At 61.9% G+C, this 15,035-nt stretch carries 16 protein-coding genes and 1 pseudogene; all 17 read right to left on the bottom strand.

What is annotated here, in order from left to right:
* Positions 1-132: 132 nt before the first annotated feature.
* The 17 genes and pseudogenes from eutR to eutS all read right to left on the bottom strand — a co-directional run bounded on the left by eutR (position 133) and on the right by eutS (position 14,950).
* A complete protein-coding gene (gene eutR / locus ENTCL_RS06570) occupies positions 133-1,185 on the bottom strand; it encodes an HTH-type transcriptional regulator EutR (RefSeq protein WP_013365333.1) in 1,053 nt (350 codons plus the stop codon).
* 46 nt (positions 1,186-1,231) lie between these two features.
* Positions 1,232-1,723 (bottom strand): ethanolamine utilization microcompartment protein EutK, encoded by a 492-nt coding sequence (gene eutK / locus ENTCL_RS06565; protein ID WP_013365332.1) that lies wholly within the window; start codon positions 1,721-1,723, stop codon positions 1,232-1,234.
* A gap of 11 nt (positions 1,724-1,734) precedes the next feature.
* On the bottom strand, positions 1,735-2,394 hold the full coding sequence (eutL, locus tag ENTCL_RS06560) for an ethanolamine utilization microcompartment protein EutL (RefSeq protein WP_013365331.1): 660 nt from the start codon (positions 2,392-2,394) through the stop codon (positions 1,735-1,737).
* 9 nt (positions 2,395-2,403) lie between these two features.
* Positions 2,404-3,300, bottom strand: a complete 897-nt coding sequence (eutC, locus tag ENTCL_RS06555) for an ethanolamine ammonia-lyase subunit EutC (protein ID WP_013365330.1) — start codon at positions 3,298-3,300, stop codon at positions 2,404-2,406.
* A gap of 20 nt (positions 3,301-3,320) precedes the next feature.
* Positions 3,321-4,682, bottom strand: a complete 1,362-nt coding sequence (gene eutB, locus ENTCL_RS06550; protein ID WP_013365329.1) for an ethanolamine ammonia-lyase subunit alpha — start codon at positions 4,680-4,682, stop codon at positions 3,321-3,323.
* An 11-nt stretch (positions 4,683-4,693) separates the two neighbouring features.
* Positions 4,694-6,097, bottom strand: a complete 1,404-nt coding sequence (gene eutA, locus ENTCL_RS06545; protein ID WP_013365328.1) for an ethanolamine ammonia-lyase reactivating factor EutA — start codon at positions 6,095-6,097, stop codon at positions 4,694-4,696.
* The gene (eutH, locus tag ENTCL_RS06540) at positions 6,094-7,320 is read right to left on the bottom strand and encodes an ethanolamine utilization protein EutH (protein WP_013365327.1); all 1,227 of its coding nucleotides are present in this window, start codon (positions 7,318-7,320) and stop codon (positions 6,094-6,096) included. Before eutH ends, eutA begins: the two co-directional genes overlap by 4 nt.
* A 136-nt stretch (positions 7,321-7,456) precedes the next feature.
* Entirely contained in the window at positions 7,457-8,644 is a 1,188-nt protein-coding gene (gene eutG, locus ENTCL_RS06535; RefSeq protein ID WP_013365326.1) for an ethanolamine utilization ethanol dehydrogenase EutG, read from the bottom strand.
* Positions 8,634-9,473 (bottom strand): annotated as a pseudogene (gene eutJ, locus ENTCL_RS06530) (ethanolamine utilization protein EutJ). The gene eutG and the pseudogene eutJ overlap by 11 nt, the downstream one beginning before the upstream one ends.
* Positions 9,474-9,483: 10 nt before the next feature.
* Positions 9,484-10,887, bottom strand: coding sequence for an aldehyde dehydrogenase family protein (locus ENTCL_RS06525; protein WP_013365325.1), 1,404 nt, complete (start codon positions 10,885-10,887; stop codon positions 9,484-9,486).
* An 11-nt stretch (positions 10,888-10,898) separates the two neighbouring features.
* Positions 10,899-11,186: an ethanolamine utilization microcompartment protein EutN gene (eutN, locus tag ENTCL_RS06520; RefSeq protein ID WP_013365324.1), complete on the bottom strand. Its 288-nt coding sequence runs from the start codon at positions 11,184-11,186 to the stop codon at positions 10,899-10,901.
* A 123-nt stretch (positions 11,187-11,309) separates the two neighbouring features.
* Entirely contained in the window at positions 11,310-11,603 is a 294-nt protein-coding gene (gene eutM, locus ENTCL_RS06515) for an ethanolamine utilization microcompartment protein EutM (protein WP_013365323.1), read from the bottom strand.
* A gap of 39 nt (positions 11,604-11,642) precedes the next feature.
* The gene (gene pta / locus ENTCL_RS06510; protein WP_013365322.1) at positions 11,643-12,659 is read right to left on the bottom strand and encodes a phosphate acetyltransferase; all 1,017 of its coding nucleotides are present in this window, start codon (positions 12,657-12,659) and stop codon (positions 11,643-11,645) included.
* Complete coding sequence (gene eutT, locus ENTCL_RS06505; RefSeq protein ID WP_013365321.1) at positions 12,656-13,459, bottom strand: ethanolamine utilization cob(I)yrinic acid a,c-diamide adenosyltransferase EutT; 804 nt, start codon at positions 13,457-13,459, stop codon at positions 12,656-12,658. The genes pta and eutT overlap by 4 nt, the downstream gene beginning before the upstream one ends.
* Positions 13,456-14,145 carry an ethanolamine utilization acetate kinase EutQ gene (eutQ, locus tag ENTCL_RS06500; RefSeq protein ID WP_013365320.1) on the bottom strand — a complete coding sequence of 230 codons (690 nt, stop codon included), beginning with the start codon at positions 14,143-14,145 and terminating at the stop codon, positions 13,456-13,458. Before eutQ ends, eutT begins: the two co-directional genes overlap by 4 nt.
* Entirely contained in the window at positions 14,123-14,602 is a 480-nt protein-coding gene (gene eutP, locus ENTCL_RS06495) for an ethanolamine utilization acetate kinase EutP (protein WP_013365319.1), read from the bottom strand. Before eutP ends, eutQ begins: the two co-directional genes overlap by 23 nt.
* Before the next feature lie 12 nt (positions 14,603-14,614).
* Entirely contained in the window at positions 14,615-14,950 is a 336-nt protein-coding gene (eutS, locus tag ENTCL_RS06490; RefSeq protein WP_013365318.1) for an ethanolamine utilization microcompartment protein EutS, read from the bottom strand.
* Positions 14,951-15,035 lie beyond the last annotated feature (85 nt).

Genomic DNA, 15,035 nt, shown 5'->3' with positions numbered 1-15,035 from the left:
TGAATTGCCGGATGGCGCGATGCTCGTAGGCCGGATAAGGCGCGAAAGCGCCGCCATCCGGCGTTGGTGCTGCATCATTGCCTGATGGCGCTACGCTTATCAGGCCTACGGATCACGCAACCGCCATACAAATCACACCCACTGCCGCATTCTCTGGTGCAGCGTCAGCGACGGCTTTTCCGCAAACAGCTGCTGATAGTCGGTAGCAAACTGGCCAAGATGCCAGAATCCCCACTGCATCGCTGCATCTTTCACCGTGGCGCTTTGCGACCACGGGCTGATGAGCTCCCGGCGCACGGCGTTCAGACGGATCCTCTTCAGCCACGCATTCGGGCCAATTCCCAGAATGGCGTGAAAGGCGTTTTGCAGCGTGCGGCGGCTGACGTGCAGCTGATTGCACAGATCGAGCACCGTCAGCGGCTCCGACATATTTTCCAGCACATATTCGCGGGCGCGCGACAGCAGGCGACGGTAGCTCTGGTGGCTGATGCTCTCGGCGGTGACCATCGGCTGGGCGTCTTCCAGCATCGTCCCCATCGCCAGCAGCAGGTTATCCCCCAGCACCTTACGCACTGCGCCTTGATGAAGGTTTTCCGGATTTTCGCTGAACGTCGCCAGCGCTTCCTGAACGAAGCGCCACAGCGCCGCTTTATGCTGCTCCTTAACCTCCAGCGCCGACTGGTTGCGCAGCATATGCAGCACCCTTTCCGGGTTATGTAAGAAGTTTGCCTGACGCGAAATCACATCCTCAGAAATCACCACGCCAAGGATGGTGTAATCATCCGGCGTGCTCAGTTCGAACTCGGTTCCGCCCGGACGGGTGGCTATCTCGGCGCTGCCCAGGCACTGGGTGCCGATAAACCCCTGCTCGCCGCGGCTTGCCGGAATGCCGAACCAGAACGAGTTTGGCCATACCAGGCACGACTGGCGCAGCGCCAGCCCGGTATATTCGCGGAACACCTGAATATCATCGAGCAGGATCTCCGTAAACTCGCCATGAAATTTGCCAGGATGCAGCTGGTCGTAAATCTGCTGCCAGGCGGTGATCGTCAGGGCGTGTTCATAAACATCCGTTGTTCGCCGCTGATGAACGTTATCCACCTCCACCTTCGGCGTAAGCTTAACGTCTTCGGGTAATGCTTCATGATAAAGATGGTGCAAATTTGCTGTACGGGTCTTTTTCATGATCTTTTAAGCCGGGCGCTCTGCCACGCCCGGCACCTCCGACAGGTTAATTTTTTAAGCGATAGCGACTGCTGCGTTTACGCAACGCTCCGTCAGAAAAGAGCTGTTCCAGCGTCTGCCTGGCTTTTTCCAGCGACCAGCCAAAGTGCGCCGCCACCTCCCCTGCCGTCATTCCCTGACGTACGGATGCCAGCAGCGCCAGCAGCGCTTCGCCAGCCCCGGATACTACCGGGTCCGGCGCCGCTGCGGGCCGTGCCGACGCGCGCTTAAAACCGCCGATCAGCCACTGGGTGTCGTCTTCCGGCCGACCGATTTCTTTGCGGCTGATGACGCGACCGGTGCGCTGCGCGGCGGCGCTTCCGGCATCCAGCGCCGCACGACACGCCGCCAGATCGCCCTCCACCACCAGCGTCAAGCGGCCCGGGTCGAGCACTTCATGACTGAGCAGACGCACATCGGCCGCTTTCAGCATGGCGTCCGCCGCATCGACCGCAGCGACCATACCGTCCACTTCCAGTAACCCCAGTGCATTGATCATCGCGACCTCCGTTACGCTCGCTGGACCGGATTACGGGCGATATCAAGCACGGCATCGGTAAAGGCGTTGCAGGCGGCTTTACAGGCGGCCTGGCTACCGGTCAGAAACGCGGCTGAATAGTTAGTTTCCGACGGCGGCGGCACGTAGGTCACCAGCTGGACGTCAGCGGATTTCATCGCCGCATCGATGCCAAACGTCGCCTCCAGCGGCGGCGCCACCAGATAGGCGATCGGGTCACCCAGCGCAATGCCTGCCGTTGAGGAAAGATACGAACCGGTCCGTGACACCACGTGCGCCAGAAACGCCGTGTCCTGCGCATCGTTGGCCCACTGGAACGCCGCGCCGCTTTCGATATGCGCGACCATCGAGTCCAGACCAGCGCGCACTTCCGCCGGGTTCGGGCCGCCCAGCATAATCAGCACTTCACCGGCGGTTGGCGACGGCCCGTGGGCCGCCCCGGCGTACAGCGAGCGGCCATACACCACTTCCACCATCGCCTGTTTTGTCGCCTCGTCTGCGGCAATATACGTGACGTCATCAGAATCTGCCGTGATGAGACCAAGGCTACGTATATGCGGCGGTAATTTAAGCTCGCGCGCAAATCCGTCATTCACCGAGGCAATCACGCGCATTGCGGTGACCGAGGGTCGAATTAAATCTAATGCTGGCATGATGCCTCCTTAACGGGTCATGTTGATGCCGGACGCCTTCTGCTCCAGCATGCGTTTGGCTAAATCCACGATCACGGCCGCAGCCTCTACCGGCGGCGTACCGCCCTGGTGGATGTTGGAGATACAGGTACGGTCGGCCTCAACGGTAGTCGCCACGCGCGGCGAGTACACGGCGTAGCAGGAGAGGCTTTCCGACTGCCCCAGCCCCGGGCGCTCGCCGACCAGCAGAATCACCACCTTCGCGCCGAGAACCTCGCCGATCTGGTCTTCAATTTTCACGCGTCCATAGCGCACGAAAAACGGCGTTCCGACCTTCAGCCCCGCCTGCTTCAGACCCGAGAGCAGCGGCGGCAGGATCTCTTCGTAGTTGGCGGTAATCGCGTCCGTAGACAGACCGTCGGACACCACCACCTGCACATCCGGGCTCATGACGCACTGCGATTTCAGCGCCTCAATGGCCTCCTGGCTCAGGCGACGGCCCATATCCGGGCGCGTCAGGTAGCGGTTTTTGTCGCTGATTTCCGAACGGACTTCCAGCAGACCCTGCGCCTTCACCCACGCTTCCGGCACCTCTTTCAATACGGTGTCTTTCGAGCGAGAGTGATCCGCCAGAAAGCGCAGCAGCGCCTGGGTGCGCGGGCGCGGCCCGGCGCGGCCGGTACAGACGCGCGCCGCGGTGCTGCGGCGCAGTTCGGTCAGCACCTCCGCGCGGTGCGGATTTTCGACGCCAATCCAGGCTTTCGCCTCCGCCGATCCCAAATCCAGCGCGCAGCTTTCGGCAGCTGACGGCGCTGCGCACGGTTTCGTTTCACCTGCAGGCGTTGACGCTGCGGGGGCCTGCGGCTGCGGTTGTCCCATTGACGCCATCACACTGCGTACAATTTCTTCAATCTGTTTTTGATCCATGGTTTGTCATCCCCGCGTCATCAGAAGAACAGTGACGGATCGCCCGCCCGTTTGGTCAGACGACCGTTTGCCATAATGCCCATCGTTTCCAGCCAGCGCTCAAACTCCGGCGACGGACGCAGGTTCAGCAGCTGACGCACGGTCGCGGTATCGTGGAAGGCGGTGGTCTGGTAGTTGAGCATGATGTCGTCGCCGAGCGGCATGCCCATGATGTAGTTACAGCCTGCGGTGGCGAGCAGAATCATCAGGTTTTCGTTGAGGTTCTGGTCGGCATCGGCGTGGTTGGTGTAGCAGCAGTCGCAGCCCATCGAGATGCCGCTCAGCTTGCCCATAAAGTGGTCTTCCAGACCGGCGCGAATGATCTGCCGGTCATTGTAGAGATACTCCGGCCCGATAAAGCCCACCACGGTGTTGACCAGGAACGGATCGTAGTGGCGCGCCAGCCCGTAGTTACGCGCCTCCATCGTCACCTGATCGGCGCCGAAGTTAGCGCCTGCCGAAAGCGCGGAGCCCTGCCCGGTTTCAAAGTACAGGCAGTTTTCCCCGGCGATGCGGTTGAACTCCGCGCCGACGGCGCGGGCCTCGTCCAGCATGGCCAGCTCGACGCCGAACTCTTTTAATCCCTTTTCGCTGCCGCAGATGCTCTGGAAAATCAGCCCGCCCGGCGCGCCGCGGCGTATGGCTTCAATCTGGGTGGTGACGTGCGCCAGCACGCAGCCCTGGGTCGGAATGTTGAACTTGTCGATCACGCCATAAACGGTATCCAGTACGCGGCTGAGGTTCTCCACATCGTCGGTCACCGGGTTGACGCCGATCACCGCATCGCCCGCCCCGAAAGAGAGCCCTTCGTAGATTTGCGCGGCGATACTCTGCACGTCGTCACGGGTGTCGTTCGGCTGCAGGCGGCAGCTGAAGGTGCCCGGAATACCGATGGTGGTGTTGGCCTTTTTGATCACCGGCATTTTCTTGCCGCCGTAGATAAGATCTGCGTTGGAGCAGATCTTCGCCACCGCCGCCACGACCTCCGAGGTCAGCCCCTTACGCGTAAAGGCAATATCATCAACGGTGGTTTCATCGCTCAGCACGTATTCGCGCAGCTCGCTGATGCTCCAGTTTTTGATACGGCTATAGGCCGTTTCGTTGACGTCGTCCTGAATCAGGCGCGTGACGCAGTCCTCCTCATAGGAAATGACCGGGTTGTTGCGAATATCCGCCACCGTCATTTCCGACAGCACCTGCTTCGCCGCGACGCGCTCCTGCGAGCTTTGTGCCGCGACGCCCGCCAGCACATCCCCCGAACGCAGCTCGTTGGCCTTGGCCAGCACCTCTTTTACATCCTTAAACTGATAAACATTGCCGAACAATGTGGTCTTTAGTTTCATAAGTCGTTCCCTCAGGAAGGAAATGCGAGTGATTTCACCGTCACCGGCACAACCGAGCCGCCAAAAAGAGGCGTACCAATGTCGATATAGTCCCCCGCCCGGACGGATACTTCGTCAATGACCGCCAGCGGGAGTTGCGGTAACTGCGGGCGCAACAGCATGCCCAGGGCCTTACCAAAATCCTGTTCGGCCACCAGCAGCAGGGGATGCGGGTTAGGAAAACGCGCGACGAACGCCCGCAGCGCGTCGATGACCGAAAGTAATGCGGCGTAGCGCACGGGCAGCGAGGCGGGCAGCGCCAGCACGTACGCGTCAGTCTGTGGATCCAGGTCGAGCTGCATCAGCGCCTGCCGCCAGGCGCTGACCAGGTCCGACGCGTCCGCCGGGATCGCCACCGGCAGATTGCGCAGCGGCAGCTGAACGTTCTCCAGCCAGATGGTGCTGCCCGACAGCGACAGGGTATGCGCCCCGGCGCCAATCACCGTGGCGCGTACGGTTTGCGCCGGAAACTGCACGTTCATCTCGCGCAGGCGCGGATGTTCATGCAGCGCAGTGGCCAGCAGCGGCCCGATATCGGAATAACAGAACGGGTCGGCAGGCTGATGGCGGTAGCACTCGCCGACGCCGCCGGAAAGGGTGATCACCTCCGGCTTCACGCCCGCCGGGAGCAATCCGGTTTGCATCAGCGCTTGCGCCAGCGGCGAGAGCGAACCGTCGATAACCTCAACGATGAGGCTCGCCATCCGGCGCGCCACCTGCGCCAGCTGCGCCGCAGTCAACGCGCGGGCGTCGGTACCTGCGCCGAACACCGCATCGACAATCATCTGCCCGGGCCGATGGGCGTAAACCACGCGCCCCTGGCCGTCGGTCTCCAGCAGGCGGCCGCCGACGTTCAGACAGGCGGTGCCGCTAATTTTTCCTGCTTCAAACAGGGCGTAGTTGGCAGTGCCGCCGCCGATATCGATGTTCAGCACCCGACACATCCGCTGCTGCGACAGGGGCTGCGCCCCGGCGCCGTGCCCGGCAATCACCGATTCGAGGTGCGGACCGGCGCTGGCGACGACAAAATCCCCCAGCGACTGCGACAGCGCCATCACGGCCGCCCTGGCGTTGCGGGTTTTCGCGCTCTCGCCGGTGATAATGATCGCCCCGGAGTCCACGGCTTCAGGGGCCATGCCTGCCGCCTGATACTGCGCCAGAATCAGCGCCTTAAGTTCCGCCTCCTTCAGCCCGCCCTGCCTGTCGACAGGGGTGAAGAAGACCGGGCTTTGCCAGCTAATTTCGCGTTTGATGAACTCGTAGCGCGGCACCTGCGACACTGCCGCGCGGTTCACCAGCTCCAGGCGCGAGAAGATAACCTGAGTGGTGGTGGTGCCGATATCGATACCGACGCTGAGTAGCTGGCGCGTGTTCACGGTTGCGCCTCCGCCTGCGCTTTCGCGGGGATGTTTTCCTCTTTTGGCACCAGCAGCATCGCCACGCCAATCGCCGTCACGCCGCCAACCAGCTTGCCGACGATCATCGGGAAGATCATGGCGTTCATGTTGGCCGCCGCGAAGCCCAGGTGATCGCCCAGCGCGAAGGCGGCAGACACGGCGAAGGCGCAGTTAATCACTTTGCCGCGGGTGTCCATCTGCTTCATCATGCCGAACATCGGGATATTGTTCGCCAGCGTGGCGACCATACCGCCTGCGGCCATATTGTTGATTTTCAGCACACCGCCGACGCGCATCAGCGGCTTTTCAAACCAGCGGGTCAGCAGCAGCACCATCGGGTAGGCCCCGAGCAGTACGCAGGAGATAGAGCCGATCACCTCAATGGCGCGCATCACCTCGCCTGGCTTGTCGCCAGGGGCCATAAAGATCGGGTCGAGCCCGGGGATCAGATCCCAGCCCAGCAGGAATTTCACCACCGCCGCCGCCAGACCGATGGTGATCAGCGCCACGAGAAACTTGGCGAAGATCTGAAAGCCATTAATCATTTTTTCCGGGATAAACTTTAGCCCCAGCGCCACCAGTACGGCGACGATGATCACCGGGATCATGTTCATCAGGATCAGCGCGAAGGTGAACTCCACCGGCTGGCCGTTGATCTCGACGCCGGAGTACATCGCCACTAAGCCCCCCGCAATACAGCCGACGGGGATGGTGACGATGCCCGCCAGCACGCCGAGCGCCAGATAGCGGCGGTCGGACGGCTCAATAATGCCGAGCGCCACCGGAATGGAGAATACGATGGTTGGCCCCATCATCGCGCCGAGGATCAGGCCGGAGTAGAGCCACGCGGCAACGTCGCCGCCCGCCAGCTCTTTGGCGAGGAAGAAGCCGCCCATATCGCACGCCAGCAGCGTACCGGCAAACATCGACGGGTTAGCGCCCAGCATTTCATACAGCGGTATAATCACCGGCCCGAGCAGCTTCGCCAGTACCGGCGCCAGCGCGGTCATCCCGACCATCGCCAGTCCCAGCGCGCCCATCGCCATAAACCCTTCTTCAAACTGGCCGCCGGATCCCTCGATGCTTTTGCCAAATTTACCGAGGAAGCGCGCCGACCCGCCGAACTGCGACAGGATCCTGTCCACGGCGGCAATCAGCATAAAGAACATCATGATGTACATGATGATTTCGTTAATTCCCATAGCCCTTCTCCCTGCCTGTTGTTATGGGTCGCCTCATTGCCGGATGGCGGCGTAACCGCCTTATCCGGCCTACATTTCCTGTGCTCGTAGGCCTGATAAGCGCAGCGCCATCAGGCAATGCGGCGACGGGTATGCTTTATTGCGCCGCCGCGTACAGGTCGATAACCTGCTCCTGCGAGGCGGTGCGTGGGTTGCTGCGTATACAAATATCAGTCAGCGCGGCCTGCGCCCAGGCGCCGTAGTGGTCTGCTTTTGCGCCAACATCCGCCAGCCGTTTGCTCTGGCCCACCTCAGCAATCAACTCACTGACTGCATTGATGGCATCGCGATCGTCAGATTTCCTGTTGGTTAACGCCCGCCCGATGTGGCTAAAGCGTTCGCGGCAGACCATGCGGTTAAAGCCCATCACCGTCGGCAGCAGCATGGCGTTCGCCTGCCCGTGCGGAATGTGCAATGCGGCGCCCGGCTGATGCGCCATGGCATGGCACAGCCCCAGCCCGGCGCTGGAAAACGCCATCCCCGCCATGCAGGAGGCGAGCAGCATGCTCTCCCGCGCGGCAAGATCATGACCGTAGCCCACCGCTTTCGGCAGCGACTTGCCGATCATCGCTATCGCGCCAATCGCCAGGCTGTCGGTAAACGGCGTCGCGTTGAGGGCGCTGTAGGCCTCGACGGCGTGGGTCAGGGCGTCAATCCCGGTCATCGCTGTCACGTGCGGCGGTACCCCTTCCGTCAGCGCGGCGTCGAGAATCGCCAGATCCGGCATCAGAGACGCGTGCGCCAGCACCTGCTTGCGCCCGCTCACCGCATCGATAATCACCGTCACGTTGGTGGTTTCTGAACCGGTTCCGGCGGTAGTGGGTATCGCAATCAGCGGCAGGCGCGGACGCAGTACGCTCCGCTCCGTCATTTCAGCCAGCGTCCGGTCAGGGTTGGTCACCAACAGCGCGACCGCTTTCGCCGCATCCAGCACCGAACCGCCGCCGAAAGCCGCCACGCCGTCGCACTTCGACTCGCGCAGCTGCGCCACCGCCGCGCAGACGTCGGTAATGCAGGGCTCGCCCACCGGGCACGGCCACACCGTCATCGCCACGCCCTTCATCGCCAGGCTGCGCTCAAGCCCAGCGGTCATTCCCGCCTGGTGCAGGAAGCTGTCGACCATCACGAACAGATGGCTTAAGCCGCGCGTTTGCGCCTGCGGGCCGCAGGCGCTGAGCGCGCCGAGACCGCACAGCGTCACCGGCGGAACGCTGAAGGTCTTCAGGTGCTGCAGATTCAGGGTATCGAAGGCCTGAAACAGCGCCGTCTGCAGTTCAGCTTGCATAGATTCCCTCCGCTTTCTCTTTCCCGCTGTTGGCTATCGCCAGCGGCGTCATAAACAGGCTGTGCTGCGGCAGATGCACCGCTAAGTCCGGGAAGCGCTGACGAAACAGCGCCTCCACGCCCGGCTGCATACAGGCGCCGCCCGCCAGCCATAAATCCGCGATCCCTTACCCTTCAATATGACGGGCGACAATCTCCGCCATCTTTTCGTACACCGGTTTTACCACCGGCCAAATGTCGCGCGCGTTGCTGCGTTTGAACTGTTCCGCCTCTTCCAGCGGCATGCGGCGGTTTCCGGCCAGGGTCAGGGAAATGTGGTGACCGCCGGTCGCTTCATCCGCCGAATACGTCACCTTGCCCCGCTTAACGATGGCGATCCCGGTGGTGCCGCCGCCGATGTCCACGACGCCCGCGTTGTCGAGCGCCAGCAATTCCGCCACCGCAGTCGGCTCATCCAGCACATGGCTCACGTTCAGCCCGGCAGACTCCAGCACATTGATGGAGATACGCGGGTCGGTGCCCGGCGGAAACGAGGTCGCCGCATGGGTAAAGCGCCGGCCGAGCTGCCGTTCGAGGGTATCGAGATGGCGGCGCACGATAGTGACGGCGCCGAAGAAATCCCAGACGATGCCGTCACGCACGACGTCGGCCCAGTCAAGGCACACCGCCACCGGCTGGCCGTCGCTGTCGACAACCATCGACACCACGTCGCAGGTGCCCAAATCAACCCCCAGCCACAGCGGTGATTCGCTGGCGGCGGGAGGCTGATTGCACAGATCCGCCGCGTTTTGCAGCCTGGGGGTGAGCCAGCGTTGTTCGTCGCGCGCCATTTCTCTCTCCTTAGACGATGCGGAATGCATCCACCAGTACGCAGCGACGCAGACGTACAAAAGTGCGCGCGCTGGTTACCCCTTCCCCGGTAGGCGTGGTAATCGTCATGGTGGTCCAGCCTTCGCCGCCCAGCCCCAGCCCGGCGATGCACGGCCCGTTTTTGACAAAAATGCTGGTATCAATGGCATTCGCCATCTGGTTCATATTGTCGATATTGCGCGAGTGCATTGCCGCCGTGTGGTGGCAGCCGCCTTCGAGCCGGACCGCCAGCGCGATAGCCTCTTCAACGTTAGCCGCCCGCACGACCGGGAGAACCGGCATCATCAGTTCGGTGACGGCAAACGGATGGTCGGCGGCGGTTTCGACGAACAGCAGACGCGTTTGCTCTGGCACCGGAAGATTTATCGCCGCGGCGATTTTGCCCGCATCGCGGCCGACCCAGTCGCGGCTGACGGCGCCTTTGCCGCGCTCATCGATATTCTTCAGCAGCACTGGCTGGAGCGCTTCGGCCTGGTCAGCGGTAAGCCTGACGGCCTGCTGGCCTTCCATCAGGCGCATCAGCTCGTCGGCGACGCTATCCACCACGATCAGCACCTTCTCGTCGGCGCAGATAATGTTGTTATCAAACGACGCGCCTTTGACGATAGACTGCGCCGCGCGCGCCAGATCGGCGGTCTCATCGACCACCACCGGCGGGTTACCGGCGCCAGCGGCAATCAGACGTTTGTTGGTGTGCTTACGCGCCGCCTCAACCACCGCCTCGCCGCCGGTCACCACCAGCAGGCCAATACCGGGGTACTTAAACAGGCGCTGGGCGGTTTCGATATCCGGGTTCGCCACAGTCACCAGCAGGTTTTCCGGTCCGCCAGCTGCCACCACCGCCTGGTTGAGCAGCGTGATTGCCCGCTGGGAAACGCCTTTCGCCGCCGGATGGGGAGCGAACACGACGCTGTTGCCCGCGGCAATCAGGCTGATGGCGTTGTTAATCACCGTCGCCGCCGGGTTGGTGGACGGGGTCACCGAAGCCACCACGCCCCACGGCGCGTTTTCAATCAGCGTCAGGCCGTTATCGCCGGTCAGCACCTGCGGGGACAGGCACTCCACGCCCGGCGTGCCGCGCGCCTGCGCCACGTTTTTGGCAAATTTATCGTCGACGCGTCCCATGCCGGTTTCGGCAACGGCAAGTTCCGCTAATTCTCTGGCGTGCTTTTCGCCTGCTTCACGGATAGCGTGAATGGCCAGCTGGCGCATGGCCACGCTCTTCAGCCCCTGCTGCGCCGCTTTTGCCGCCGCGACCGCGTCATCCAGGGAGGCGAAGACGCCCATTTCATGAACGGCGCAGGCGGGCTGGCTGCTGTCTTTCATCTTCAGCAGCACCGCTTTCACCACCTGTTCAATATCCTGTTGATTCATGATGTTCAGTCCTATTTGTGGAAAATCACCTGACCGCCAGCCACCGCTTCATCAACGATGCCAATCACGCACAGGTCGACAGGCGACGATTCGCGCTCGTACGCCTGACGCGCGGAGCTGCCGCTGACCAGCAGCACCCACTCACCGGCGCCCGCCCCGATGCTGTCGATAGCGACGGCGCACTGCCCGTCGGGATTTCCCTGGGCATCGATCATTTCCACCATCAGCAATTTGTCATGCGCCAGCCCCTGATGGCGTACGGTACAAACGATTTGTCCAGTGACGACTGCCAGTTTCATACCCGCCTCCGTGGGTGAGATTTGCCGGAGGGTGCTTCGCTTATCCGGCCTACGATGAATGCGTACCCGTAGGCCGGATAAGGCGTTTACGCCGCCTTCCGGCACCGATGCGGCATTGAGCCATTACATGTTGCTGCTGTCGCCTTTGAAGCTGATCGGGAACACTTCTTCCAGATCGCCGTGCGGACGCGGGATCACGTGCACGGAAACCAGCTCGCCGATACGCTGCGCCGCGGCGGCGCCTGCGTCGGTTGCCGCTTTGCAGGCCGCGACGTCGCCGCGAACCATCGCGGTAACCAGACCGCCGCCAATCTGCTTCACGCCAACCAGCTTCACGCGTGCGGCTTTCACCATCGCATCAGAGGCCTCAATCAGCGCAACCAGGCCCCGGGTTTCAATCATTCCTAATGCTTCCATTGTGTTTTCCTCTTAATCAAAGGGGGTCCAGAACGGGACCTATACAACCAGTGTGTGCGAGTCGCATTCGCGGCTCACGTCAGTCTGGCGCGGCACTGCTGCCACCAACGCCAGTTCGATAATTTCCTGTACGCTACAGCCCCGGGAGAGGTCGTGAAGCGGCGCGGCAAGCCCCTGAATCAGCGGGCCAACGGCGCGATACCCCCCCATACGCTGGGCGATTTTGTAACCAATGTTGCCCGCCTCCAGCGAGGGGAAGACCATCACGTTGGCCTTGCCCTGCAGCGGGCTGTCGGGCGCTTTTTGCGCGGCGACGTCCGGGACGAAGGCGGCGTCAAACTGCAGTTCGCCATCGACGACAAGCTGCGGCGCGCGCTCGCGAACGATAGTCAAAGCCTGCTGCACGTTGGCGACGCAGGGATGGCGGGCGCTGCCGTTGCTGGAAAACGACAGCATCGCCACGCGCGGCTCAACGCCGGTAATGGCCCGCCAGGTGTCGGCGCTGGCGATGGCGATATCCGCCAGCTGCGCCGCCGTCGGCTGCGGCACCACGCTGCAATCGGCAAAACCCAGCGCCGTTCCGGCGTACTGCGGCAGCATCAGGAAAATTGACGACAGCGTTTTGCAGCCCGGCTGCAGGCCGATAATGCGCAACCCGGCGCGCAGCACGTTGGCCGTTGAGGAGAGGTTGCCGGCAATGCAGACATCCGCCTGACCTGCGCTCACCATCGCCGCGGCGAACATCAGCGGGTCGTTTAGCTTCTCAACGGCGTCCGGCGGCGTTTTTTCTCCGGCGCGCGCGCGCCAGCGCCCGGCGAACGCCTCGCGCAGCTGCCGGTTGCTGTGCGGGTCAATGATCTGAATGCCGTCCATCGCCATGCGGTGGCTTAAGGCAAACTGGCGCAGCGCGAACGGGCTGGCGACCAGAATAGGGCGCGCCAGCGCGTGCTGCTGCAGGTAGTGCGCCGCTTTCAGTACGCGTTCGTCCAGCGCATCCGGAAAGACCACTCTGCCGGGTGCGCGTAAAGCCAGCTCTCGGGCGCGTTCGATGATCATCGCTCACCTCCCAGGCGCTGCTGCATCTGGGCAACGGTGAGCGGATGCTTCGCAACGCACAAAATCATCATCACGTAGACCGCGCTCGAAAGGCGGTTCAGCGCCTGCAAAATATCCGGACGCTGCACGTCAAAATGGCGGGAGATAAACGCCTGCGCGGCGAGGGTTTCCGTCTCACGCACTTTGGTGCGCAGCAGGTTCAGCAGCGCGGCATCGCGGCCGTGGCTGGCTTCCGGCACCAGATGATCGTGGTCAAGATAGCGCAGCGGCTGATGGGAAAGCCGGTGCAGCTCGTCTTCGTTAAGCCCGACGATGGACTGCGCCGCCAGCGGCTCATCCATCGCGTCGGCGCGCATAATGTTGCCCAGACGCGAGCGAATATCCGCAAGCCACGGCTGCCAGGGTTCCGCCAGTTCGATTTGCAGCCACACCGCCAGGGCGATGGTGCCGTCGAGCGCGGCGCGAAATCCCAGCCGCGGGTCGCTTTTGGCGACCATTTTGTCGGCGGTCAGATGGGTCATCGCGTCCGGCTTTTTCGTGACCGCCTGGCGGCACAGCTCGCAGCAGGCTTCAGGATGCGTATCGCTGCTGGTCAAACCGTGCACCGGCTGCGGCTGCTGCTGTTCGTCGTCAACAAACAGGCTTCCCTGTTCATCCAGAAACTTGATGCGCAGATGACGGCTTTCCAGCAGCTCCCGGGCCGAGGGCGTCAGGCGGCTATCCGCCGGAAGATGAATCTCCGCCCCTTCGCTGAGCGTGTGGTTCGCTCTGAGCCAGGCTTCGGTAATGAAATCTTTCATAAAGATTGCCAGTTTGCAGGCCAGGCCACGTACAGGAAGCGCACGGTCGACGGCGTGCCGAATTCGATGCTGGAACCTTTGGGGATAAACATCACGTCCCCGGCTTTGGCAATCAGGGTTTCGCCTTCATGCCGCACGTGCAGCTCGCCGTCGAGCACCATGTCGATTTCGTCGTAGTTCAGCGTCCACGGGAAAAAGGCGTTGTCCCACTGCATGAACCCGGCGGCCATGCTGCTGCCGTCCTGCCCGGTAATCAGATCCGTTAAGCCGACGCAGTGCGGTTCGGCGCCGTCAAAGCGGCCAAACCTGACGCTGCTGCCGTCAATCACCTTCACGCCGCCTTTCCCGGTTACCGATGTAAAACCCGGCTGCATGCCGCCCTGCTCCAGCGACTTTTTCTCCTGCATCACCTTGTCCATCAGTTGCGCCACCAGGCTTTCGGTAAACTGCCCTTCCGGCAGCTGCGCGATGATGGTCTCGCGGATGCGCTGGCTTTCGGTTTTGGCGTCTTCCACCGCTGCCGTCGCCGGGGCCGACTCCTCGCATTCGGTGATGGCGAACCCCAGCAGCTCCGCGACCTCGCGCGCTTCCGGGGTAATGATGCTGGCGCGCAGTACAACCGACATCTCCTGTTCGCCGCGTGCGTGGGCCGCACGAATATCGTTAGCTGTAATGAGTTTCTTCACCTGCCCCTTCCTCCTGTTCGCTAAGTGCTGCCAGATAGTCCGCCAGCTGCTGTACGCTTTGCGGGTCCTGGCTGTTGAGCGCGAAAATCGGCTCCCCGAACCCCATCCTGCGCAGCAGCTGTCGCACGGCGGCGACGTCGGCATCCGGCATGTCCGTTTTGCTGATCGCCGCGATATGTCGTTTACTGGAACCGATATCCAGCAGCCCGGCAGGTAAGCGGCTTTCCAGGTCATTCGCCGCGTGGACATAAATCAGCGTATCCACGTCCTGCAGCGTGGTAATTAAGGCGTGATACCAGCGGGGATGGCTAAAATATTCCCCGGGTGTATCAATATCGCCGCTATCATTAAATTCCACGGCCTGCGTTTTTCTGGCGAGGGAATAATTCCCCTGTAGCGCATTAAAAAGCGTTGTTTTTCCTGCGCCAACGGCGCCGACAAAAGCAATACGTTTCATCGCCGCCTCCAATTAACTTTTCGTTAACTCACAGAGGGTGAAATTTAATAATCGCCCCAGCCCGCCGACCGTCTGCAATAACGCCTCTTCCACGGCGCCGACGGAGCCGTAAATCACCAGCGCGCCGCTGAATCTGTCGAGAAAACCGATATGTACATCGGCGGCCTTTGTCGCCAGATCCCCGGCAATCATCGCGGTTTCGCCCGGCGTCAGCGTCATAATGCCGATAGCGCCCGCATCAGGAACGCCGATCTTTTTAGCCAGTTCCCCGCCGGGGTGCGCAATAAGATGCGCCAGCGTGACCTGTTTTCCCGGCACGAATTCCTGAATGATGCGTTCTTTATCCATTGCCTGACACCTCCGCTGAAACTGTCCTCATCGTGACAATTTTTTGTCGGGGTAAATAACAAAATTCGGCAAGGTGATTTAAAAG

This window comes from [Enterobacter] lignolyticus SCF1, from assembly GCF_000164865.1.
GTDB lineage: Bacteria > Pseudomonadota > Gammaproteobacteria > Enterobacterales > Enterobacteriaceae > Enterobacter_B > Enterobacter_B lignolyticus.
The sequence above is the reverse complement of the archived record's forward strand: the minus strand, read 5'-3'. Positions and strand labels throughout refer to the sequence as shown.